This window comes from Mesorhizobium sp. M0292 (genome assembly GCF_040321695.1).
Classification (GTDB): Bacteria; Pseudomonadota; Alphaproteobacteria; order Rhizobiales; family Rhizobiaceae; genus Mesorhizobium.
This window is the reverse complement of sequence record NZ_JAMYSB010000023.1, coordinates 57,413-79,989: the sequence shown is the minus strand read 5'-3', so window position 1 is coordinate 79,989 and position 22,577 is coordinate 57,413. Positions and strand designations below refer to the sequence as shown.

Genomic DNA, 22,577 nt, shown 5'->3' with positions numbered 1-22,577 from the left:
GCGTCCGAGGAGACCCGCCCCATGCCAGAGGCCCGACGATCGACAATCGATGCCGGAGAAGTGGAACGCTTTTCCGCGCTTGCCGCCGAATGGTGGAACCCGAACGGCAAATTCCGTCCGCTGCACAAATTCAACCCGGTCCGGCTGGCCTATATCCGGGACCAGGTGGCGGCGCGCTTCGGCCGCGATCCGCGGGCGGCGCGGCCGTTCGAAGGCCTGCGTTTCCTCGATATCGGCTGCGGTGGTGGATTGTTGTGCGAGCCGATGGCAAGGCTTGGAGCCGAAGTGGTCGGCGCCGACGCCTCGGCAACCAACATCGAGGTGGCGAAGCTGCACGCGGCCGAAGGCGGCGTGACGGTGGATTATCGCGCTACGACCGCTGAGGATTTGGCCGATTCCGGCGAGAAATTCGACGTCGTCCTCAACATGGAAGTCGTCGAGCATGTTGCCGATGTCGACCTGTTCATCGGCAAGTGCGGCGAGATGGTCAAGCCCGGCGGCATCATGTTCGTGGCCACCATCAACCGCACGCTGAAGGCACTGGGCCTGGCCATCATCGGCGCCGAATATGTGCTGCGCTGGCTGCCGCGCGGCACCCACCAGTTCGGCAAGCTGGTGCGGCCTGAAGAGCTTGAAAAGGCGCTCGGCAGCGCCGCCATGACCATCATCGACCGTACCGGCGTGACCTACAATCCTCTCGCCGACCGCTGGGCACGCTCCAAGGACATGGACGTCAACTATATGGTGCTGGCGGAAAAACGATCGGTCTGAACGAAGGGGCGGCCGTGGACACTATGAGGGCCCGAGAGCTGGCGCTCGATCTTCCCGAAACGGTCGAGCAATCGCATTTCGGCAAGGCTGACTTCCGCGTCCGCAACCGTATCTTCGTCTCTCTGCCCGAAGCCGACCGTGCTGTCGTCAAGCTCGACCGCGACCAGCAAGAGATGATGGCCGCGGCTGAGCCATCGGTTTTCAGGCCCGTGACAGGCGGCTGGGGCCAAAAGGGATGGACGTCGATCATGCTCGAAGCCTGCGACGAACAGACATTCCACAGCGCAGTTCGGACGGCCTGGCGAAACGTCGCCCCGCCGGCGCTACGGAAGCGCCTCGACGCGAGCCAAATTTAAGCTTGAGCAGTTCGAGGAAAAGTGTGAAGCGGTTTCGCGGGAAAGCGCATAGCGCTTTGCCTAGGGAATTGCGTAAACAAAGAACTTATGCCTTCTGGCTCTGCGCCTTGGTGGTGATGATCACGCCGATGGTGATGATCACCGCGCCGGCCCAGGTCAGCAACTGGTAGTGCTCGCCGAGGAAGATGGTTCCGGCAAACAGGCCGACGGCCGCCGCCACATAGCCGATCTGGCTGAGATAGACCGGACCGCCCACGGCCTGCAGCCGGAAGAAGAAGGCAAACATCGCCGAGGCCGAAGCGACTTGCGCCGCGACAACCAGCGGCACGGCCCTGAGCGGGGCGAAAGCGCCGACGCCGAACAGCGCGAGAATGCCGATCAGCAGCAGCGTCGCCGAGGCCAGGTGGCTGCCGACGGCCAGTTCGATCGGACCGGTGCCTTCGGGCCAGTCGACGGTGCGATAGATATTGCCGGCGGCAAGGCTGACCGGGATCAAAAGTCCGACCAGCACCCAGAAGAAATCGGCCGGCTGGCCGGCCTCGCCGCGCGTCACCGCCACCATGACGGCGCCGATGAAGCCGACGGCGATACCGATACTGCCGAGCATATTTGGCCGTCGAACGCCGAGCAGGATCGAAAACACCAGTGTGATGACCGGCGACAGCGTGAACATGATGCCTGTATAGCCGGCGCCGAGATGCGGGATAGCCGAAAACATCAGCAGATTGGGCACGGCGTAGGACACGGCGGCGGTGATGAAGAAATAGCGCAGTCTGTGCGACGTGAGCCGCATGCGCTCGCCGTTCGCGAGCAACGCGCACAGCAGCACGCCCCCGGCGCCGAACGAGATGACGAAGGCCCAGACCATGGCCGGAACGCCGGCAGCCGTCGCCAGCTTGCCGAACGGCAGGGTCAGGCCGAGCAGGCCGCCGGTGACGACCAGCAGGCCAAGCGCCGATTCCCAGAGAAATTTCATCGGATGGTCCCGTCACTCACTTGCGGCACTGGGTCGAAACTGTATCTTGAGGTAGCATACCACAAAGATTCTTTACGTCAAGATACTTAGCGGTGAGACAGATGGATCGCGCGGCAAAGGCGGTGGAGCAATGGAAGCGGGAACGGCCGGACCTGGAGGTGTCGCCGATGCTGGTGCTTGGGCGGCTGAACGAAGCCTCGTCGCTAATCGCCCGCGAGCGCCTCGCCCCGCTGTTTGCCCGTTTCGGACTGCAGGCCGGCGAATTCGATGTGCTGGCGACGCTGCGCCGCTCCGGCCAGCCTTACGCGCTGACACCGACCGCTCTCTACGAGGCGACGATGGTGACCTCTGGGGCCATGACCAACCGGCTCGACCGGCTTGAGAAGGCCGGACTGATCCTGCGCGGCCCGCACCCCAACGACCGGCGTGGCATTGTCGTGCAACTGACCGAAAAAGGTCTGGCCTTGATCGACGAAGCCCTGACCGCCCACGTCGCCAACGAGCATGAAATCCTCGCCGGGCTCACCGGCACGGAGCGGGGGGCACTGGCTCAGTTGCTTGGCAAATTGATCGATAGCGCCAGCTGATCGCTCAATTGCGCTCCTCGGGAAAACTCGGGATCGGCATGAAATCGATGCCATCCTCGGCCAAGCTCTTGGCTTCGTCCAACGTCGCCTCGCCATAGATGCCGCGCGCATCGCTCTCGCCGAAATGGATCTTGCGCGCTTCCTCGGCAAACTTGTCGCCGACATAGTCGGCATTCTCGCGCACCTTCTCGGCCATCGCCTTCAGTTGCGCCAAAGCCTGCTTCTGGGTTTCGCCCATGGCCAGCGCAATTGTTTCCTGCTTCCGCGCGGTGGAGACGGCTGGCGCCATCAGCGCCTTTTGCACCTTGTGCGAGCCGCAGCTCGGGCAATCGACGAAGCCGCGCTTCTTCTGCGTGTCGAAATCGTCATTGCTGCGAAACCAGCCCTCGAATTCGTGCTCGTGCTCGCAGATCAGGGCAAAGCGGATCACGAAGCCGCGCCCCTGAGCCGCGGCACTTCAGCCGTGCCGGCATTGACGGCAAAATCGCGCGCATTCCTAAGGTTGGGGATTTTTTTGCGCGCGGCCGACGACTGTGCGGTATCGATCTCGCCGATAATCACGCCCGGCTCGGCATGGACGGCCTCGGCGATGATGCGACCCCACGGGTCGACGATCAGCGAATGGCCATAGGTCTCGCGGCCGTCCTCATGCAGGCCACCTTGTGCTGCAGCAACCACATAGGCGCCGTTCTCGATGGCGCGGGCTCGCAGCAGCACATGCCAGTGCGCTTCGCCGGTCTGGCGGGTGAAGGCGGCAGGCACCGACAAGAGGTCGGCGCCGGCCATCGCCTCGGCGCGGAACAGCTGCGGAAAGCGTAGATCGTAGCAGACGGCAAAGCCCAGCCTGGCGCCGTCGATCTCGGTGACGACCGCTTCGGTGCCCGGCTCATAGGCGGCGGATTCGCGCCAGCTTTCGCCATTGTCGAGATCGACGTCGAACATGTGGATCTTGTCATAGGTGGCGAGCGTCGCGCCATCCGGCCCAAACAGCAGCGCCCGGTTGGCGAGCTTGCCGTCGGCGCGCAGGATGGCGGTAGAGCCAATATGCAAGAAGACGCCGAGTTCGCTGGCGAGCTTGCGCGCGGTCGCCACGACGATGTCCTTGTCTTCCGAGGTGAAGGAAGCAGCCCTGGCTTCCTTGTCGCGAATCAGCGCTCCGGTCATTTCCGGGGTCTGGATGTAGGTTGCACCGAGGCCTGCCGCCTCGCGAACCAGCCGTTCGAGATCGACCGCGTTGCGCTCGGGGCTCTCGCCCGAACGCATCTGGATCGCCGCCGCCTTGAAAACACCCATCGTCACGTCCTCTTTGAGCAATTCCAGGAAAAGTGTGTACCGGTTTTCCGTCCGAAATTGCGTAAAAACAAAGACATAGAGCGGCCCTACGAACCGCTCTTTGTCGTCGAGCCGTTGGCAAGCAGCCTGTCCAGCTGGCCCCGCGCCTCCAATTCGTGGAGGTCGTCGGAGCCGCCGACATGCGTGTCGCCGATGAAAATCTGCGGAAAGGTCGAGCGGCCATGCGCCCGCGAAATCATTTCCTGGCGCAATTCCGGCGAAAACGAAGCGTCATGCTCGGTGTAAGCGACGCCCTTGCGTTCGAGCAGCCGCTTGGCCGCCGCGCAATAGCCGCACATCATACGGGTGTAAATCGTCACATCGAGCATCGGTCCGTGCCTTTCCTCGACCTTATATAGTCGCGGACTCGTCGGCCCGAAAGTCCCCCGGCAGGACACGCGCGAAGGTCAGCACATCGACCGCTCCGGCGCCGCCCTTCTTCAGCGCCCTGGCGACCGAGCGTACGGTGGCGCCGGTGGTGTAGACATCGTCGACCAGAAGCACGCGGCGCCCAGTGATCTCGATTTCGGCTTCCGCAGGCACACGGAAGGCGGCGCGGACATTGGCCTCGCGCTCCTGCCGCTCCAGCCCGACCTGCTGGCGCGTGAGCTTGACGCGCCGGACCGCCGAGGGCGAGAAAGGCAGCCCGCTAAGCTGCGCAACCGCCCTTGCCAACTCCGCCGACTGGTTGAACTGCCGGCGAAAGAAGCGCCGCCAGTGCAGCGGCACCGGTACGACGACATCGGCGTCTGCAATTAGCTCAGCGCCGGCGCGCAGCATCCAGCGCGCCATCCACGGCGCCAGATCGGTGCGATCCTGGTATTTCAGACCTTGCACCATCTGGCGGGCGACACCTGAATAGGCCACGGCCGCCCGCGCCCGCTCGAACGGCGGCGGATCGGCGATCGCCTCGGCCGACAGGAATCCCTCGCCCATATCGTGCGTGAATGGCGTGCCCATCACCGCGCACCATGGCCGCTCCAGCAGCCTGAGTTTCGGCCAGCAGGCACCGCACAAAACGCCGGGTTGCGAGACGTGCCTGCGACAGCCGGCACAGACCGGCGGGAACAGCATCCGCGCCGGCCAGTCCAACATGGCCAGTTTCAACATGGTTTGAGCGAGGCTCTTGATCTCCATCACCGGATCGGCCACGTGGTTTTGACGTCCGCGCCAGGATATCACTAGACGGACAAACAGGGATGTCTACCGTTGCAGCCGATCATCGATACTGAACTTTGGCTGGTGCGCAAGCGCAGGGCGCTGGCCCACCCCGTAGCCGGCGCGGATTTTCTGATGCGGCGGGCGGCGGAAGACCTTGCCGACCGGCTCGGCGCGGTCGAGCGGAAATTCGGCAAGGCCGCGGTGCTGTTTTGCCAGACGCCGGACGCAACGGACGTGGTCGCTGCAAGCGGCAAGGCAGCGGAGATCGTGCGCGTCGAGGCAGATCCAGCGTTTCTGGACGGCCGGCCAGGGCTGATAGCACCGCTGGAAACAGTGCCGTTCCAGCCGGAAAGCCTCGACCTCGTCGTTTCACTTCTGTCGTTGCAGGCGATGAACGACATTCCCGGCATGCTGGTGCAGATCCGCCGCGCTCTGCGGCCCGACGGGCTTTTCCTCGGCGCCTTTGCCGGCGCCGGCACGCTTTCCGAATTGCGCGAAAGCCTGCTCGCCGCCGAGACCGAACTCTGTGGCGGCGCCAGCCCGCGTGTCATCCCCTTCACCGATGTTCGCGACGCCGGCGCACTGCTGCAGCGCGCCGGACTGGCGCTGCCGGTGGCCGACGTCGAAACGGTGACCGTCCGCTACGATACCCTCTTCGACCTCATTGCCGATCTCAGGGCGATGGGCGAAACCAGCGCGCTGACTGATCGCAGCCGGCGACCGGGAGCGCGAAAGCTTTTTACCCGTGCCGCCGAAATCTATGCCGAACGCTTTTCGGACGCTGATGGCCGCATCAGGGCAAGCTTTTCCATCGTCTGGATGTCGGGCTGGGCGCCCGATGCCTCGCAGCAAAAGCCCTTGAAACCGGGTTCGGCGAAGGTCTCGCTGAAGACGATACTGGAAAACCCCGGCGGGCGGTGACGGCGCTCCGGATCAATGCTTGGCGAAGGCGTTTGCGAGCCTGCTGTTGTTGTCGCTGAACAGAAACTGGATCGCATTGCTGGCCTTGCCGACACCCCCGACGATGGCAAGCGACAGCACCGCAACGATCAGGCCATATTCAATGGCCGTGGCGCCTGTTTCGTCCTGCAAAAATCGGCGCAGCAATGGCTTCATGATCGTCGATCCCTCTCATCCCCGACCATATCGCCGACCTGTTAAGAAAGGTTAACGGCACAAGCTTAACAGGCTGTGAAATGGGCCTGCGTTGAGGAAGTTCTCAAGGTGGTGTCGACCTTGTTGGTCAGCAGTCGCCGCTGCGTTGGCCGTCGGCGCGGATGATGCAGACTGAGCGCGGTGAGGGCTGCAGCACGCTTCTGCGCAGCGTATAGGTGGCCCGCGAGCCGATCGAACCCGTGCTCATCGGGTCGAGACCGCCTGCAAGAGCATCGCGGCTGGATGATCGCGTCTGGTTGTCCAGCACGGGGACCGCGATCAGCGCCAGCGCCACTGCGGCCGAGCCGAACAACAGCGTGACGCGCAATAAGCCGACGCCGGCGGCGCGAAAGCTGCGATCTGGCCGGATCGAGTCCCATTCCCTGTCGAGGCTCATGCAATCGCTCCCCGCGAACCCGCTTTGCCGCAATTTTTCACGACGAGATAAATCTTCCATTAACGCTGGCTAGATCAGACCGCGAAATGGCTTTGTATCACAACAGGTCGATGAGGAACTGGATTAGCGGCGCGTCGGCCGGCGGCATGGGATAGTCGCGCATCTGCTTTGGCCGCACCCATTTCAACGCCTGCCCTTCCCTGGGCTGCGCGATGCCGCGGAAGCGGCGGCAGACGAACAGGGGCATCAGGAGATGGAAATCATCATAGGAATGGCTGGCGAAGGTGAGCGGCGCCAGGCAAGGAATGTCGGTCTCGATGCCGATTTCTTCCTGCAGTTCGCGGATCAGGCATTGTTCCGGCGTCTCGCCTGGCTCTACCTTGCCGCCGGGAAATTCCCACAGGCCGGCAAGCTGTTTGCCCTCGGGCCGCTGCGCCAGAAGCACCCGCCCATCGGTATCGACCAGCGCGCACGCGGCGACCAGCAGCAGGCGTTTGCCGGTGATCTCGCTCATGCGCCCGGCGGCCGGCGATAGTGGTAGCGATAGACTTCGTCGAAGCCCAGCGAGCGATAGAGCGCCAGCGCCGGCGCATTGCCGGCCTCGACCTGCAGCCAGGCTTCGCGAGCGCCACGCAGCCTCGCCCACTTCAGCGCCGACAGGATCAGGTTGCGGCCATGGCCCTGATTGCGCGCCGACTTGGCGGTGGCGATCTCGAACAGACCGGCAAGATCGCCGTCATGGACGCAGATCAGCACCGCCAGAGGGTCGGCCCCTTCCTCCAGCGCAAACAGCCCGACTTCGGGTTGGATAGCGCCGATGAGTTCCGAAAGACCGGGCCGCAGCGATGCATCCGAGCCGCTGACCTTGAGCGACGCGCCGAGAAAGCGGCTGATATCCTTCAGCGGAATCTGGTCCATGGCCGGCGCCAGTTGCGCGTCCGCCAGCGGCAGCCGCATCACCAGGGATTCGTCGAATGTGCTCCAGCCCTCATTGTCGAGATGCTTGGCTAGGTCCGGCCCCGACAGCGGCGAGATGCGGAAGGTCAGCGGCCTGCCATAGGCGTCGAAGCGCCGGCTGGCGCGGCCGATGCGCTCGGCAATGTGCTGGGTGTCGCCGGGATCGAGCGGGTTGACCGAGTTCAGCCGCTTGGCCGGATGGCCGGCTGTCAGCCGCACCACCCAGGTGCCGTCATAATGCACGGCCGCCGCCGGCCAGGCGCGAAACCCCGCAGCCTCGTAGCGGCGCACGATGGCGAGCATGCTTGCCGGATGCCTGGAAGCCAACTCCATCAGCTCCGGTAATCGCCATTGATGGCGACATATTCCTTGGTGAGGTCGCAGGTCCACACCGTCGCCTTGCCGCGGCCGATACCGATATCGGCGCGGATGCGAATGTCGTCGCGCTTCATATAGGCCGAGGTCGCTTCCTCGGAGTAGCCCGGGTCGCGTTCGCCCTCATGCGCCAGACGGTTGTCGCCGAACCAGATCGACAGCCGGTCGCGATCGGCCGGCTCGCCGGCCTTGCCGACGGCCATGACGACGCGGCCCCAATTGGCGTCCTCGCCGGCAACCGCCGTCTTGACCAGCGGCGAATTGGCGATGGACAGCGCGATGCGCTTGGCCGAGCGCGCCGATTTGGCGCCGGTAACGGTGACTTCGACCTGCTTGCGGGCGCCCTCGCCGTCGCGCACCACTTGCAGCGCCAGCGATTTGAGCACCTTGCCCAGCGCCCGGCGGAAGGCGCCGAGACGGGCATCCTTGGGATCGCTGATGGCGGGCGCGCCGCGCTTGGCAGCGGCTCCGGTGGCGAACAACAGCAGCGTGTCGCTGGTCGAGGTGTCGCTGTCGACGGTGACGGCGTTGAAGGTCTTGGCCGTGCCGCGCGACAACAAGTCCTGCAGCACGGGGGCGGCGATCGGCGCATCGGTGGCGATGAAGGACAGCATAGTCGCCATATCGGGCGCGATCATGCCGGCGCCCTTGGAGATGCCATTGATGATGACGTCGGTGTCGCCGAGCTTGACCGTCGCTGTCGCCACTTTCGGATAGGTGTCGGTGGTCATGATGGCCTTTGCCGCCTCGGTCCACAGATCCGGCTTGCCGTCCTTGACCAGTCCGGCCAGCAAATGGCTGAATTTGGTGGTGTCGAGCGGCTCGCCGATTACCCCGGTAGAAGCGAGGAACACTTCGCCTGGCGTGCAGCCTGCGGCCTTGGCCGCGGCCTCGCCGGTCAGTTGGGTGGAGGCGCGGCCCTTCTTGCCGGTGAAGGCGTTGGCGTTGCCGGAATTGACCACAAGCACCCGCGCCTTGCCGGCGCCAAGGTTCTCGCGGCAGAAGTCGACCGGCGCCGAGGGGCATTTCGACTTCGTGAACACGCCGGCAACCGCTGTGCCGGCATCGAAGACTATGGCCAAGAGGTCGGTACGGTTCTTGTACTTGATCCCGGCCTCTGCGGTGGCGATGCGCACGCCCTCAATGGCAGGCATTTTGGGATATTTCTTCGGCGCGAGCGGCGAAATCGTTGCGTACATTGGGGACCTCGGGCGACGGAAAAACGCTGGGCGAAGGCCGGTTTGCCCGATAGCACGGCCCGGCGCAAGGGCGTTTTCTTGGCCGCCGCTGTGGGCAAGCCACCAGGGATTAAGCTTGCATTTCAAATCCGTTGGCGTCGGCGGGGCCTCTGGCGTTATGATATCGGCCATGGGCAGGCTGGTGATCTTGGCGGTGGCGTTTATGGGGCTTTTGCTCCTGAGCGCCGATGCGCAGCCGGAACGGCGCGTGGCGCTGGTCATCGGCAATGGCACCTATGCCGAAGCCGGCACGCTCACCAATCCGGTCAACGATGCGCTCGATATTGCCGGCAAGCTGCGCTCGATCGGCTTCGACGTCATCGAGGGCAACGATCTCGGCAAGCGCGAACTCGAGCGCAAGATCGGCGAATTTTCCGATGCGCTGGAAGGTGCGGGCGTCGGGCTTTTCTATTACGCCGGCCACGGCTTGCAGGTGGAAGGGCGCAACTACATCGTGCCGGTCGACGCCCGGCTCGACATGCCGGTCAAGCTGCAGCTCGAAGCCGTGCCGATCGACGAAGTCCTCGACATCATGGAGCAGCAGACCAAGGTCAGCCTGGTTTTCCTTGACGCCTGCCGCAACAATCCCTTTGCCCGCAGCCTGAGCCGCACCGCCACCACGCGCTCGGCAACGGCGCTTGCCGGTCTGGCGCAGTTCGATTCGACGCGCGGCTCCTTCATCGCCTTCTCGACGGCGCCAGGCGCTGTCGCCATGGACGGCACCGGGCGCAATTCGCCGTTCGCCGCCGCCCTGCTGCGACACATGGCCGAGCCCGGCCAGAGCATCAACGACATGATGATCGCGGTGCGCCGCGACGTGGTCTCCGAAACCCGCGAGGGACAGCGCCCATGGGAACAGGGTTCGCTGCTCGAACGGTTTGAGTTTGTGCCCGGCGGCGAAACGGTTGCACAGCCGAAGCCCGCCGTCCCCCCGGCGCCCGAAACAAAGGTTGCGGCACTCGAACGGTCTGTAGGCGACGACAAGACCGCAATCGAGAAATTCCTGCGCGACGACTATCTTGCGCCCGATGCCGCGGCGATCGGCGAGACCGTCAAGCGGCTCTATGCGCCTTCCGCCACCATCTTCGGCACGCGCTATGACAGCGACGCCGTCGTCAAGCTCAAGACGGACTGGTTCGCGCAATTTGCATCCTGGTCGTTCAGTCTCGAGCCCGGCAGCCTCAATGTGACGCGGCAGGGCGAGAACCGCGCCGAAGCCGTGTTCGCGATGAGCTACGACTATATGTCGAAAGACAAATCGGCGGCGCGCATGACCGGCAAGGCACGCGTCACGCTTGGGCTGGTGAAGAGCGACGGCCAGTGGCGGATCGCCTCGGAAACCTCGCAAGCGATGAACTGAAAATCCCCGCGCAGGGCGAACGTGAGGCCTGCTTCTACAAGCGCTGGAAACGGGCCGTTTCGTTTGCCTGCCAGCTCACCTATACTGCCGGCGAGATTGTTGGCCAGGATTGCCGGCGAGATTGTTGGCGAGGACAGACATGGGCGAGGATCCGGCGCGCAGATCGATCGGGGCGCGGCGCAACCCAGACAGCGCCGAGGCCATTCTCGAGGCCGCGGAGGCGGTGCTGGTCGAGGCCGGCTATGCCGGCTTCTCCATAGAGGCCGTGGCGCGGCGGGCGCGCGCCGGCAAACCCACGATCTATCGCTGGTGGCCGAGCAAGGCGGCCCTGCTGTTAGAGGTCTACAAGCGGCAAAAGCGTGTCGACGTCCCCGATACCGGCAGTCTCGAAGACGACCTCGTCGGTTTCCTGAGGAACCTCTTCGCGCATTGGCGCGACACATCCTCGGGCAGCGTATTCCGCTCGCTGATCGCCGAGGCCCAGTCGGACGAAGCGGCGGCCGCGGCCCTGACTGGCTATGCCGATGGGCGCGTGTCCCACACCGCTCGGATCATCGAGCGCGCCAAAGCGCGCGGCGAGGTTGCGGCCGATATCGACGCAGCGCTGGTCGCCGACCTCATCGCTTCCTATGCCTGGAAACACCTTTTGACCAACCGGCTGGACGAAGATGAGGCGACAATCCTTGCCACTGTCCGCTATGTGATGTCAGGCATCTCCCGCAATTGAAAAGGGCGCCGAACGGCGCCCTTTGCATGTTTTCGGTGCCGGCCTTACTTGCCGGCTTCCATCGTGTCGACGGCCTTCTTCAGATTGGCGTCGGGGATTTCAACCTTTGCGGCGCCGCGCAGCTGCTTGACCAGTGCGAAATACTTGTCGCGGATCACCGCCTGCTTGGCCTGGTCCTTGACGTCGTCGAAGGCCGGCGGCTGTTTGGTGCGCTTGTCCTCGAGCTTGATGACATGCCAGCCGAATTGCGTTTGCACCGGCTCCTTGGTGTATTTGCCGATTTCGAGCGCAACTGCCGCCTTGTCGAATTCCGGCACCATCTGCCCCGGGCCGAACCAGCCGAGATCGCCGCCATTGGTTTTGCCCGAGGGATCGCTGGTATGCTCGTTGGCGAGCTTCTGGAAGTCGGCACCGCCATCGAGCTGCTTGATAATCGCCTCGGCCTCTTCCTTCGTCTTCACGAGGATGTGACGGGCATGAATCTCATTGACCGGCGGCGTGCTGGCGATTTCCTGATCGTAGCGGGCGCGCACCTCGGCATCGGTAACCTTGTCGACGACGCCCTTCTCGACCATCTCGCCATGCAGCGCGCGCTGCTGCAGGAACGCCATGCGGCGCTGGAATTCGGGATCCTTGTCGAGCCCAGTAGCGACCGCCTGGGCGGCCATGACGCGGATTTCGATGGCCGCCGAAAGGGCGGCGGCGCGGCGCTGCTCGGGTGGCAACTGCGAGAACTGCTGCGACAGCTCGCCCTCGGCAAGCCCAAGGTCCGCCTCGGTCAGCTTCTGGCCATTGACGGTAGCGATAACGGCGTTCGGATCGACGGGGGCTGCCGCCGGCGCTGCTGCGGCATCGGCCGGGGCGGGAGCGGCTTCCTGGGCCATCAGCGGAGACAGCGACAGGGCCGACAGGCCGAAAGCCAAGCCAAGGCTGGCGAGCGACGCACGGCGAAACAGTAAGGACATCAAGATTAACTCCAAGGGGGGATTGGTAGGGCTTGCAGATCAGCCGGATTGTGGCGGAATTTGGCGCTGCCCATAGGGCTAACGCGGCGTTGACATCAGTTGAGCCCCCTCTTATCTGTCCAACGACTTTGCGTCCAGAACCGTTTTCCGGGCGCTTTTTGTGTTTGTCCGCGTTTCACGCGGAATTGATGGGGCCGGCCGGCGCTCATCTCAAAATTGAGAATTCTATCGAAAGGACCATCGGATGGTCAGTCTCGGCGGTCTCGCCCGTAAGGTTTTCGGTTCCTCCAACGATCGTCGCGTAAAATCGACCCGGCCGCGTGTCGAGGCGATCAACGCCATGGAAAACGAGATGCGGGCGCTGTCCGACGCCGAGCTTCAGGCCCGCACGGAAAAATTCCGCCAGGATATCGCCAACGGCGCCACGCTCGATGACCTGCTGGTGCCGGCCTTCGCCACCGTCCGCGAGGCATCCCGCCGCGTGCTCGGCATGCGCCCGTTCGACGTGCAGCTGATCGGCGGCATGGTGCTGCACAATGGCGGCATCGCCGAAATGCGTACCGGCGAGGGCAAGACCCTGGTCGCCACCCTGCCCGTTTATCTCAACGCGCTTGCCGGCAAGGGCGTCCATGTCGTCACCGTAAACGACTACCTTGCCACCCGCGACTCCGAATGGATGGGCCGCGTCTACAAATTCCTCGGCCTCTCGGTCGGCGTCATCGTCCATGGCCTGTCCGACGAGGAACGCCGCGTCGCCTACGCGTCCGATGTTACCTATGCCACCAACAACGAGCTCGGCTTCGACTATTTGCGCGACAACATGAAGTATGAGCGCGCGCAGATGGTGCAGCGCGGCCACAATTACGCGATCGTCGACGAAGTCGATTCCATCCTGGTCGACGAGGCGCGCACGCCGCTGATCATTTCCGGTCCGCTCGAGGACCGTTCGGAAATGTACAACACCATCGATGCCTTCATGCTGCAGCTCGGCCCAGCCGACTACGAGATCGACGAGAAGCAGAAGACCTCGATCTTCACCGAGGAAGGCACCGAGAAGCTGGAAAACCTGCTGCGCGCGGCCGGCCTGCTCAAGGGCGAGTCGCTCTATGACGTCGAGAACGTCGCCATCGTCCACCACGTCAACAACGCGCTGAAGGCGCACCGGCTGTTCCAGAAGGACAAGGACTACATCGTCCGCAACGACGAGATCGTCATCATCGACGAATTCACCGGCCGCATGATGCCGGGGCGCCGCTATTCGGAAGGCCTGCACCAGGCGCTCGAAGCCAAGGAGCATGTGGCGATCCAGCCGGAAAACCAGACGCTGGCATCCGTCACCTTCCAGAACTATTTCCGCCTCTACAAGAAGCTGTCCGGCATGACCGGCACGGCGCTGACCGAGGCCGAGGAGTTCGGCAACATTTACGGCCTCGAAGTCACCGAGATCCCGACCAATCTGCCGGTCATCCGCAAGGACGAGGACGACGAGGTCTACCGGACGGTCGAGGAGAAGTACAAGGCGATCGTCAAGGAGATCAAGGAAGCGCGCGCCAAGGGCCAGCCGACGCTGGTCGGCACCACCTCGATCGAGAAATCCGAGCAGCTGGCCGAGCGCCTGCGCAAGGAAGGGTTCAAGGATTTCGAAGTGCTGAACGCCCGCCATCACGAGCGCGAAGCGGCCATCGTCGCCCAGGCCGGCAAGCCCGGCGCCATCACCATCGCCACCAACATGGCGGGACGCGGCACCGACATCAAGCTCGGCGGCAACGCCGAGATGCGCATCGAGGACGAACTGGGCGACATGCCTGCTGGTCCCGAGCGAGAGGCGCGCGAAAAGGAAATCATTGCCGATGTCGAGCGCCTGAAGGAAAAGGCGCTGGCCGCCGGCGGCCTCTACGTGCTCGCCACCGAGCGCCATGAATCGCGCCGCATCGACAACCAGCTCCGCGGCCGCTCCGGCCGCCAGGGCGACCCCGGCCGTTCGAAATTCTTCCTGTCGCTGCAGGACGATCTGATGCGCATCTTCGGCTCCGAGCGCATGGACGGCATGCTGCAGAAGCTTGGCCTCAAGGAAGACGAGGCCATCATCCATCCGTGGATCAACAAGGCGCTGGAAAAGGCGCAGAAGAAGGTCGAAGCGCGCAACTTCGACATCCGCAAGAACCTGTTGAAATACGACGACGTCTCGAACGACCAGCGCAAGGTGGTGTTCGAGCAGCGCATCGAATTGATGGACGGCGAAGGCCTGTCCGAGACGATCGCCGAGATGCGCGAAGGCGTCATCGAGGAGATCGTCACCAAGAACATCCCCGAAAACGCCTATGCCGAGCAGTGGAACGTCGCCGGCCTCAAGGCCGAGGTCGCCGAATTCCTCAATCTCGACCTGCCGGTCGAGGACTGGGTCAAGGAAGAAGGCATTGCCGAGGACGACATCCGCGAGCGCCTGACCAAGGCCGCCGACGACGCCGCCAAGGAGCGCGCCGAGCGCTTCGGCCCAGACGTGATGAGCTATGTCGAACGCTCGGTGGTGTTGCAGACGCTCGATCATCTGTGGCGCGAGCACATCGTCAACCTCGACCATCTGCGTTCGGTCGTCGGCTTCCGCGGCTACGCCCAGCGCGACCCGCTGCAGGAATACAAGAGCGAGGCGTTCGAGCTGTTTCAGGCGCTGCTCGGCAATCTGCGCCAGGCCGTCACCGCGCAATTGATGCGCGTCGAACTGGTCCGCCAGGCCGCCGAAGCGCCGCCGCCCGAAGCGCCTGAAATGTTCGGCAGCCACATTGACGGCACCACGGGCGAGGACGATTTCGAGGGTGGCGAGACCGCACTTCTGGTCCGCCAGGAGAGCAACGCCATCGTCGCTCCCGAAGACCGCGATCCGAACAACCAGGCGACCTGGGGCAAGATCGGCCGCAACGAAGCCTGCCCCTGCGGCTCCGGCAAGAAATACAAGCACTGCCACGGCGCGTTTGCCTGATTTCGAAGGCTAGGTCGGCGGGACAGCACCCCCCTCTGGCCTGCCGGCCATCTCCCCCTCAAGGGGGGAGATCAGCAGCTTCGGCGCCGTAACTTCTTTCAATTTCGACAATTGGCGAAAGCCACAGTGACAGCCAATCTCCCCCCTTCAGGGGGAGATGTCCGGCAGGACAGAGGGGGTGCGAAGGATCGCGACCTCTCGGTCCAACCCTCGTCAAAACCTCACAACAACCCCGAATCGCGCGCGGTCGCTGTCGCCTCGCCGCGCGACACCGCATCCAGCTTGCCCAGCACCGCCGAGACATGGTGATCGACCGTCTTTGGCGAAATCGTCAATTGCTCGGCGATCCGCTTGTTGGAGAGGCCGCGTTCGATCAGCTGCAGCACCTGCATCTGGCGCAAGGTGAGGCCGGCGAGGTTGGCGCGCGTCGAGCGGCGCGGGCCGCGGGCGATGCCGCCAACGCCGTTCTTGCGCATGATATCGCGCAGGCGCTGGGCTGCCGGCCTTGCCCCCAGGCCGTCGAAAATATCCAATGCCAGCCGCTGCCCCTCGTCGTCGCCGAGGATGAGCGCCAGTCCGCGCTCGTATGGCGCATTCAATTCGGACCAGAGTGCCGAAGCCGAACGCCAGTCGCCGGTCAGGAGCAGCCGGTATGGTGTCGCCATCTCGGCGGTGTCGCCGGCCGGCATATCGGGAGAGAGCAATGTTCGCCACAGAGCCAGCTCACCGACATGGGCACGCGAGCGCACCGGCGTTTCGGCGCGGGTGATCAGCGCCAGCGCCTCTTGCCTGTCGGCCAGGCCCAGCCATGCCTGCTCCGCCATCAGCGCCGCGTAAGAGCTCAGCATCTGCAGGTCGCCGCCGCTTCCGACCAGACGCGCCATTTCGGCGAACAGCGGCTCGGCCGAGGGATCGCCGCGCCTCAGGCGCAGTTTCGCCAGTGCCAGCAGCGCCGGAAACCGGCCCACGGTGGTTGTCCGCTCATTGTCGATGACATCGCATGCCGTCGCGGCGGCCTCATCCCATTGGCCCTGACGCAGCTGCACATCGGCCAGCATGCCCCTGAGATAGTCGCGCCAGGTGCCGAGGTCGTTCTCGGTGCAATAGTGGATGCCGCTCTCCAGCACCGGACGCGCCGCGTCGTAGCTCATCTGGGTGATCTCGAAACAGGCGCGGTTGGTGAAGGCGCGCGCGGCATGTTCCTGGAAATTGCCTTGGAGCGCAATTTCAAGGCTTTGGTCGAGGCGCAGGCGTCCGGCATCCGGATTGAGCCACTGCTCGACGCAGCCGACATTGTTGAGGGCATGCGACGCGATGTCGGGACGGTTCATGCGCGCAGCCAGCGCCGCTGCCTTCTCGCCATAGAACAGCGTGTCCTCCACCCTCTCCGACAGCATCGCCAGGTGTGAAAGGTTCGAATAGGCCATGGCGAGTTCCGGCCCGGCGGGAGCCGCCTCCAGCATCGCCACCGCCTCGGCGCCGAAGGCGGCGGCCGCCTCGCGGTCATCGGCCATTTCGCTCAGCCGGGAGAGCCATCTCAGGCTGTCGCCCTCCTTCAGCCTGTTGCCGCCTGCCTGATGCAACCGGCGCGCCTCGCCCTGCGCTGCAAGCGCGTCGTCGATCTTGCCGATGAGATGGCACTCGAACGCATGGCTTTCGTAGAGCGCGGCGCGGTCAATCACCGGCAGGCTGTCGGCCTGCTGCAAGGCGATCTCGTAATAGCCGGCGGCATCGCGATGGGCGCCGACGCGCGACGCCTCGCGCGCGGCGATCGGCGCAAGTTCGCGCACCGCCGCCAGATTGTGCGCCTCGACCGCATGATGGACCAGGCGGCCTGTGGAGACGTCGCCATTTTCGAGCAGTGCCGCCAGCGCACGCTGGTTGAACTGCCGCCTGTGCGACGTCGTCAGCATCATTTCGATGGCGCGTCGCGCGATGTCGTGGCGGAAGGCGTAGCCGTCGCCCAGATCGTCGAGCAGCCCGTTGGCGACACACTCGGCCAGTTGGCCGGCGCTGGCGACGCCGCACAGGCCCTGCAGGGCCCAGGCGTCGGCGCGGCGCGGAAACACCGACACCGCGTCGAGCATTGCGCGGGCGCCTGGCGACAGCCGTTCAGCCCGCGCCAACACGGCGTCGCGCACGCTTGCCGGCAGCGCCGTTTCGTTTTCGGCCGACAGCAATTCGGTGACGAAGAAGGCATTGCCGGCGGTCGCCCGGTAGATGGCGTCGCCATCGCGTCCGGCCGCATCGGCGAGCGACAGCACGGCCGCCTGGCTGAGCAGCGGCACGTCGATGCGCGCCACGCTGCCGGCCGGGATTTCGCCCAGGGCGCGGCGCACCCGCATCTGTCCCTCGCTGCGGTCGGTGCGCGCCGTCAGCAACAGCAGGATGTGGGTGTTGACGATACGCCGGCCGAGGAAGCGCACGAAATCGAGCGTCGCATCGTCGGCCCAGTGCAGGTCTTCGATGATCAGCAGGCACGGCCCCTTGGCCGCAAAAGCGTCGAGCGCATCGGAAAACAGCGGCAGTCTCTGCCCATGCCGGGCGTCGATTGCGCGCGGCAGCGCCCATTGCGCCTCACGGGCCAGATCGTAAAGCGGCCCCAGCGGATCGGGGATCGACAGATCCTCGCAAGCGCTGCGCAACGTCGCCGCGCTCTCTCCGACACGGGCCGCGAATGCCTCGACAAGCGCCGTCTTGCCGGCGCCGGCCTCCCCGGCCAGCACGGCGACGCGGCCATGGCCGCCTATTGCATCGCCAAGCAGGCTCTCCAACTGCTGCAGCTGCGTCTGCCGTTCCAGAAGCATCATTGTCATCGTCTCACAGGATCGGAGTTTTCCCACCATGGCGGGCCGCTCACGATTAGCCCGTGAAGAAAGCGACGCAATGTGACTTTGCACACATTGCCGTGCCTCTTTCCACAAAGAACGACGCCAATATAGGGAATCGTCCCGTCCAATATGGGGAATCGTTCCGATGCGCGGGCCGGGCGGGCGTGGTCAACGTCCAGCCGCGCTCCGATCGAGCGTGAACCAATGGAAAAGGAAACCTTCCATGCCTCGCTACCTGATTGAACGCACATTTCCGGACGGCCTCAACATACCGATGACCGACATCGGCGCCAGCGCGGTGGGCGGCGTCGTCATGCGCAATGCCGAAAAGGGCGTCACCTGGATCCAGTCCTTCGTCACGCCCGACAAGAAGCACAGCTTCTGCATCTACGACGCGCCGACGCCCGAAGCGATCCGCAGCACCGCTCAGAAAAACTCGCTGCCGGTCGACAAGATCACGGAGGTGCGGGTTCTTGACCCTTACTTTTACCTCTGATCCTGCGTTCGGTCGCCACGGTGATGAGCATCAAACTGTCCTTCGCGGCCATGGCGAACTGCCTGATGGCCTGCCGCTCGGTGGAATCGGGCCTGTCCTGGGAAAGACCGGCCGGCCAACCTCCGTGCTCGGCCGTCTATGGCGGTTCGCGTCGAAGCTGCCTGCGTATCTGTCTGAAAGGCGGCGCTTGCCCCCGGAAGGCGACTATCTGAGGCGCGACATCGGGCTATCGGAGCGGGACGTCCCGCAGGAATATTGGCAATATTACTTTTGGGATCGTTGATTTTTCACGGTTTTTAAGGGCTGCGGCCAAAGCCCGGCAACGGAAGCCGCATCGCATGAACCGGGACGGACAAACCAAATCCTAAACCAACGCCGCAGGCGTTTCGGCATCGGCCGCCGTCGCCTCAAGCGTCAACAAACGAACGGAAGACCATGACCAAAATGCTTTGGACGACACGCTTCGCGGCTTTCGCCGCCATCTCGATCGCGGCGGGTGCGGCCGCCCAGGCGCACGACGCCAACCCGTTGGCCGAAAAGGTGCGCGCAGCCAACAGCCGCTTCGAAAATGTGGCAGCCGCCACCGCCGAAGGCTATGCCCCCATCCCTTGCGCCAGCGGCATCACCGGCGGCGCCATGGGCATCCACTATGTCAACGGCGCCTATCTCAAGGACGATGCCGTCGATGTCGCCAAGCCCGAAGCGGTGATGTACGAGCCGACGGCCGACGGCAGCCTGAAGCTGATAGCGGTCGAATACATCACCTCGAAAGGCCCGGCCTCGCTCGAAGGCCAGCTGTTCAACTTCAACAGCGCCCCCAATCGCTACGGCCTCGGCCCGTTCTACGAACTGCACGTCTGGGCATGGAAACAGAACCCGACGGGCGCCTTCGCCGACATGAACCCGAACGTGTCGTGCGACGCCATGAAGGGGATGTAACGCCTCACATGTGACACCTCGGGCACCGGACATCCGGTGCCTGGCCATCCCCCTTGGCGGGGGAGGGGCGAGCGCAACGCCGACCGGCTCCCCAGTCTTCCCCGGCGTTCGCTCGCCTTTTATTATGCCCCGGCATACGATGACGCACTTGCACACGCGGCCGTCCTTGGCCCCTCGGCGCACCCGCACCTGCCCACCCTTTCTTAAGGTGTTTCGGATACACCCAAAACCTTGAAAAGAGGCGGAAAACGGAGAGACATCGGGGTGCGCTTTTCCGCGGCGACGACGGCCGGGCGGTTCTTGCCGCAGCGCTTGGCGCTGCGCATGAGGCCGTTGCTTGGCCGGATCGATGCGGTGCTGTTCACCGCCGACGAACGCGGCGAAGCCGGCCGCATGTCGCTGATCGCCTTTGCCATCCGCATCGTCAGCGCCGTCATCGCCTTCATCAGCCAGGTGCTGATGGCGCGCTGGATGGGCTCGTTCGAATACGGCATCTTCGTCCTCGTCTGGGTGACGATGGTCATCGTCGGCAACCTCGCCTGCCTCGGCTTCCACACCTCGGTCATCCGCTTCATCCCCGAATATCGCGAACGCAACATGCTGGCCGAGCTGCGCGGCATCGTGGTCGCCAGCCGCCTGTTCGTGCTGATTGCCTCGACCGCGATCGCCGGACTTGGCGCACTGGGCGTCTGGCTGTGCGCGAACTGGATCGAGAGCTACTATGTGATGCCCTTCATCCTCGGCCTGTTCTGCCTGCCGATGATCGCCATGGGCGATCTGCTGCAAGGCCAGTCACGCGCCAATTCCTGGGCGTTGTTTGCGTTGTCGCCGACATATCTGGTGCGGCCGGTGCTGATCCTGGCGCTGATGGCGCTGATGCTGGCAATGGGCTATGCGCCCGACGCCAGGACAGCGATCTTCGCTTCGATCGCCGCCACCTACGCCACCACGCTCGGCCAGCTCATCGGCGTGACCACACGCATGGGCAGGAATATCCCGGCCGGGCCGATGAAGGTGCATTTCGCCGAGTGGTTCATCGTCTCGCTGCCGATCTTCCTGGTCGAGAGCTTCTTCTTCCTGCTCACCAACGCCGACGTGCTGATGGTCGGCGCCTATCTCCAGCCCAATGACGTCGCCGTCTACTTCGCCACCGTCAAAACGCTGGCGCTGGTGCATTTCGTCTATTTCTCCGTCAAGGCCGGCGTTGCCCAGCGTTATGCGCAGTTCACCCATGGCGAACCGGAAAAGCTCGCCGCCTTCGCCCGCGAGACCGTGTCGTGGACGTTCTGGCCCTCGCTGCTTATGGCGCTGCTGGTGCTGGCGCTCGGCGAACCGATGCTGGTTCTGTTCGGCCCGGAATTCACCGCCGGCTATCCGCTGTTGTTCCTGCTGGTGTTCGGCGTCGTGGCGCGCGCCGCCGTCGGCCCTTGCGAAAGCCTGTTGACGATGAGCGGCAACCAGAACATCTGCGCCGCCGTCTATGCCATGACGCTGGCCTTCAACATCGGTCTCAACGTGGTGCTCATCCCGCTCTTCGGCCTGTGGGGGGCGGCGATCGCCACCAGCCTCGCCATGGTCTTCGAGGCCAGCGCCCTGTCCTTCACCGTCTGGCGCAAGCTCGGCATCGTCATGCTGATCTTCGTGCCCGCTGCCGAGGGAGCCGCCTGATGGCCGCCATCCCGCTGATCGAGGAAACCAGCGGCGGTCCAGCCGGCGCAATGGTGTCGGGCCTTGCCGGCCTGGCGCGCGACGCCGATCCGGCGCATCTCGAGATCCTCGCCAACAACCGGCCGCTGCGCAAGCTGGCGATCTATCCGGCTTCGGCCGGCTTCGAACTGGTCGAGGAACTCGACTATCTGTGCACCCGCACGATCGAGCCCAACGTCTTCTTCAACCCGCGCTTTCTGGCGCCGGCCATGCCCCGGCTGGAAGATCGCGAGGTCAAGCTGGCGGTGATCCGTGACGGCGACGAATACCGCAACCGGCTGCGCCTGCTGGTGCCGTTCTCGGTCGAAAGGCCGGCCGTGCCGCTCGGCGTTCCGGTGATGCGCACCTGGTCGAGCCCGTTCGGCCCGATCGGCACACCGCTGGTCGACCATGACGACCCGATCGGCGTCGTCGAGGATTTCTTCGGCATGCTGTCGCGGCCGCATCTGAAGCTGCCGAAGGTCTTCGTTTTGCCCGACATGCGGCTCGACGGCCCGTTGGCCAGCGTGCTTGAAGCCGTTGCCGAGACGCGCGGCCTGACAATGGTCACCACCGGCAAGGCGGACCGGCCGGTGCTCGAAAGCACGCTCGAAGGCGAAGCCTATCTGAAGGCGTCGCTGCGTTCGCACCATTATCGCGAGTTCCGCCGCCTGAAGCGGCGCCTGGGCGATCTCGGCAAACTGGAACACCTCGTGGCGCGTGGCCCCGACGAAATCCGCCACGCCATCGAAAGCTTCCTGACGCTGGAAGCCGCCGGCTGGAAGGGCCGCGAGCGCACCGCCATGGCCATCGACCGCTACCGCGCCGCCTTCGCTCGCGAGGCCGTGCACCGGTTGGCCGAGCAGGATCTGTGCCGGATCCATTCGCTGACGCTGGACGGCCGCACCATCGCCTGCCTGGTCGTCTTCGTCGAAGCCGGCGTCGCCTACACCTGGAAGACCGCCTATGACGAGACGCTGGCGACCTATTCGCCGGGCACGCTGCTGATGATCGAGGTGACCAAGCAGCATCTCGATGACCCCAACATCATGATGACCGATTCCTGCGCCGTGCCCGACCATCCGGTGATGAGCCGGCTATGGAGCGAGCGCAAGCCGATGGGCTCGCTGGTGATCGGGCTGACCCCGGATGCCGACCGCCTCGCCCGCCAGGCGGCTTCGCAACTCCACCTCTACCGCGAGACCCGCAACATGGCCCGCCTGCTGCGCAACCGCATGAAGAGTTTGCTGGGGCGGCGATAGCCACTGGATCAACGGCAAGACACCAGCTA

At 64.5% G+C, this 22,577-nt stretch carries 24 protein-coding genes; 12 read left to right on the top strand and 12 right to left on the bottom strand.

The window, feature by feature from the left end; genetic code table 11:
* The first annotated feature begins 21 nt into the window (after positions 1-21).
* Both ubiG and NKI96_RS26580 read left to right on the top strand, forming a co-directional pair.
* Positions 22-771: a bifunctional 2-polyprenyl-6-hydroxyphenol methylase/3-demethylubiquinol 3-O-methyltransferase UbiG gene (gene ubiG / locus NKI96_RS26585; protein ID WP_023672976.1), complete on the top strand. Its 750-nt coding sequence runs from the start codon at positions 22-24 to the stop codon at positions 769-771.
* A gap of 23 nt (positions 772-794) precedes the next feature.
* Positions 795-1,127 carry an MmcQ/YjbR family DNA-binding protein gene (locus tag NKI96_RS26580; protein ID WP_023822811.1) on the top strand — a complete coding sequence of 111 codons (333 nt, stop codon included), beginning with the start codon at positions 795-797 and terminating at the stop codon, positions 1,125-1,127.
* An 85-nt stretch (positions 1,128-1,212) separates the two neighbouring features.
* Here NKI96_RS26580 and NKI96_RS26575 read toward each other — a convergent pair whose 3' ends face one another.
* Entirely contained in the window at positions 1,213-2,103 is an 891-nt protein-coding gene (locus NKI96_RS26575) for a DMT family transporter (protein ID WP_023822810.1), read from the bottom strand.
* Positions 2,104-2,204: 101 nt separating this feature from the next.
* Here NKI96_RS26575 and NKI96_RS26570 point away from each other — a divergent pair, with 101 nt between their 5' ends.
* The gene (locus tag NKI96_RS26570; RefSeq protein WP_023672979.1) at positions 2,205-2,690 is read left to right on the top strand and encodes a MarR family winged helix-turn-helix transcriptional regulator; all 486 of its coding nucleotides are present in this window, start codon (positions 2,205-2,207) and stop codon (positions 2,688-2,690) included.
* 4 nt (positions 2,691-2,694) lie between these two features.
* On the opposite strand, the gene NKI96_RS26565 is transcribed toward NKI96_RS26570, so the two are convergent.
* The 4 genes from NKI96_RS26565 to NKI96_RS26550 form a co-directional block, all read right to left on the bottom strand.
* Positions 2,695-3,120: a DUF1178 family protein gene (locus NKI96_RS26565; protein ID WP_023672980.1), complete on the bottom strand. Its 426-nt coding sequence runs from the start codon at positions 3,118-3,120 to the stop codon at positions 2,695-2,697.
* The gene (locus NKI96_RS26560) at positions 3,117-3,983 is read right to left on the bottom strand and encodes a carbon-nitrogen hydrolase family protein (protein WP_023804565.1); all 867 of its coding nucleotides are present in this window, start codon (positions 3,981-3,983) and stop codon (positions 3,117-3,119) included. Before NKI96_RS26560 ends, NKI96_RS26565 begins: the two co-directional genes overlap by 4 nt.
* Positions 3,984-4,069: 86 nt before the next feature.
* Positions 4,070-4,351: a glutaredoxin 3 gene (gene grxC, locus NKI96_RS26555; RefSeq protein WP_023804564.1), complete on the bottom strand. Its 282-nt coding sequence runs from the start codon at positions 4,349-4,351 to the stop codon at positions 4,070-4,072.
* A gap of 22 nt (positions 4,352-4,373) precedes the next feature.
* On the bottom strand, positions 4,374-5,159 hold the full coding sequence (locus NKI96_RS26550) for a ComF family protein (protein WP_196814971.1): 786 nt from the start codon (positions 5,157-5,159) through the stop codon (positions 4,374-4,376).
* 72 nt (positions 5,160-5,231) lie between these two features.
* On the opposite strand from NKI96_RS26550, the gene NKI96_RS26545 reads away from it, so the two are divergent.
* Positions 5,232-6,104 (top strand): methyltransferase domain-containing protein, encoded by an 873-nt coding sequence (locus tag NKI96_RS26545; protein ID WP_286454826.1) that lies wholly within the window; start codon positions 5,232-5,234, stop codon positions 6,102-6,104.
* Between the two features lie 12 nt (positions 6,105-6,116).
* On the opposite strand, the gene NKI96_RS26540 is transcribed toward NKI96_RS26545, so the two are convergent.
* From NKI96_RS26540 to argJ, 5 genes are all read right to left on the bottom strand, one after another.
* Positions 6,117-6,299 (bottom strand): Flp family type IVb pilin, encoded by a 183-nt coding sequence (locus tag NKI96_RS26540; RefSeq protein ID WP_023686678.1) that lies wholly within the window; start codon positions 6,297-6,299, stop codon positions 6,117-6,119.
* A 127-nt stretch (positions 6,300-6,426) separates the two neighbouring features.
* Positions 6,427-6,735 (bottom strand): hypothetical protein, encoded by a 309-nt coding sequence (locus NKI96_RS26535; RefSeq protein ID WP_023714957.1) that lies wholly within the window; start codon positions 6,733-6,735, stop codon positions 6,427-6,429.
* A gap of 97 nt (positions 6,736-6,832) precedes the next feature.
* Positions 6,833-7,249 carry an 8-oxo-dGTP diphosphatase MutT gene (gene mutT / locus NKI96_RS26530; protein WP_023685791.1) on the bottom strand — a complete coding sequence of 139 codons (417 nt, stop codon included), beginning with the start codon at positions 7,247-7,249 and terminating at the stop codon, positions 6,833-6,835.
* Entirely contained in the window at positions 7,246-7,995 is a 750-nt protein-coding gene (locus NKI96_RS26525; protein WP_031198008.1) for a GNAT family N-acetyltransferase, read from the bottom strand. The genes mutT and NKI96_RS26525 overlap by 4 nt, the downstream gene beginning before the upstream one ends.
* 29 nt (positions 7,996-8,024) lie before the next feature.
* Positions 8,025-9,266: a bifunctional glutamate N-acetyltransferase/amino-acid acetyltransferase ArgJ gene (gene argJ, locus NKI96_RS26520; protein ID WP_023704293.1), complete on the bottom strand. Its 1,242-nt coding sequence runs from the start codon at positions 9,264-9,266 to the stop codon at positions 8,025-8,027.
* A gap of 169 nt (positions 9,267-9,435) precedes the next feature.
* Between argJ and NKI96_RS26515 the strand changes: the two genes are divergently transcribed.
* Both NKI96_RS26515 and NKI96_RS26510 read left to right on the top strand, forming a co-directional pair.
* Positions 9,436-10,665: a caspase family protein gene (locus NKI96_RS26515; RefSeq protein WP_023714959.1), complete on the top strand. Its 1,230-nt coding sequence runs from the start codon at positions 9,436-9,438 to the stop codon at positions 10,663-10,665.
* A gap of 139 nt (positions 10,666-10,804) precedes the next feature.
* Positions 10,805-11,392: a TetR/AcrR family transcriptional regulator gene (locus NKI96_RS26510; protein ID WP_023714960.1), complete on the top strand. Its 588-nt coding sequence runs from the start codon at positions 10,805-10,807 to the stop codon at positions 11,390-11,392.
* Between the two features lie 44 nt (positions 11,393-11,436).
* Here the strand turns inward: NKI96_RS26510 and NKI96_RS26505 are convergent, their stop codons facing one another.
* A complete protein-coding gene (locus NKI96_RS26505; protein WP_023686683.1) occupies positions 11,437-12,357 on the bottom strand; it encodes a peptidylprolyl isomerase in 921 nt (306 codons plus the stop codon).
* Between the two features lie 244 nt (positions 12,358-12,601).
* On the opposite strand from NKI96_RS26505, the gene secA reads away from it, so the two are divergent.
* Positions 12,602-15,334 carry a preprotein translocase subunit SecA gene (gene secA, locus NKI96_RS26500; protein WP_023714961.1) on the top strand — a complete coding sequence of 911 codons (2,733 nt, stop codon included), beginning with the start codon at positions 12,602-12,604 and terminating at the stop codon, positions 15,332-15,334.
* A 221-nt stretch (positions 15,335-15,555) separates the two neighbouring features.
* On the opposite strand, the gene NKI96_RS26495 is transcribed toward secA, so the two are convergent.
* On the bottom strand, positions 15,556-18,144 hold the full coding sequence (locus tag NKI96_RS26495) for a helix-turn-helix transcriptional regulator (protein WP_031198011.1): 2,589 nt from the start codon (positions 18,142-18,144) through the stop codon (positions 15,556-15,558).
* 244 nt (positions 18,145-18,388) lie between these two features.
* On the opposite strand from NKI96_RS26495, the gene NKI96_RS26490 reads away from it, so the two are divergent.
* From NKI96_RS26490 to NKI96_RS26470, 5 genes are all read left to right on the top strand, one after another.
* Entirely contained in the window at positions 18,389-18,661 is a 273-nt protein-coding gene (locus tag NKI96_RS26490; RefSeq protein ID WP_023673765.1) for a DUF4242 domain-containing protein, read from the top strand.
* Positions 18,639-18,944 (top strand): hypothetical protein, encoded by a 306-nt coding sequence (locus tag NKI96_RS26485; RefSeq protein ID WP_081731383.1) that lies wholly within the window; start codon positions 18,639-18,641, stop codon positions 18,942-18,944. Before NKI96_RS26490 ends, NKI96_RS26485 begins: the two co-directional genes overlap by 23 nt.
* A gap of 152 nt (positions 18,945-19,096) precedes the next feature.
* On the top strand, positions 19,097-19,600 hold the full coding sequence (locus tag NKI96_RS26480; protein WP_023686685.1) for a hypothetical protein: 504 nt from the start codon (positions 19,097-19,099) through the stop codon (positions 19,598-19,600).
* 264 nt (positions 19,601-19,864) lie between these two features.
* A complete protein-coding gene (locus NKI96_RS26475; protein WP_023711750.1) occupies positions 19,865-21,268 on the top strand; it encodes a lipopolysaccharide biosynthesis protein in 1,404 nt (467 codons plus the stop codon).
* Positions 21,268-22,548: a GNAT family N-acetyltransferase gene (locus NKI96_RS26470; protein WP_352806957.1), complete on the top strand. Its 1,281-nt coding sequence runs from the start codon at positions 21,268-21,270 to the stop codon at positions 22,546-22,548. Before NKI96_RS26475 ends, NKI96_RS26470 begins: the two co-directional genes overlap by 1 nt.
* Positions 22,549-22,577 lie beyond the last annotated feature (29 nt).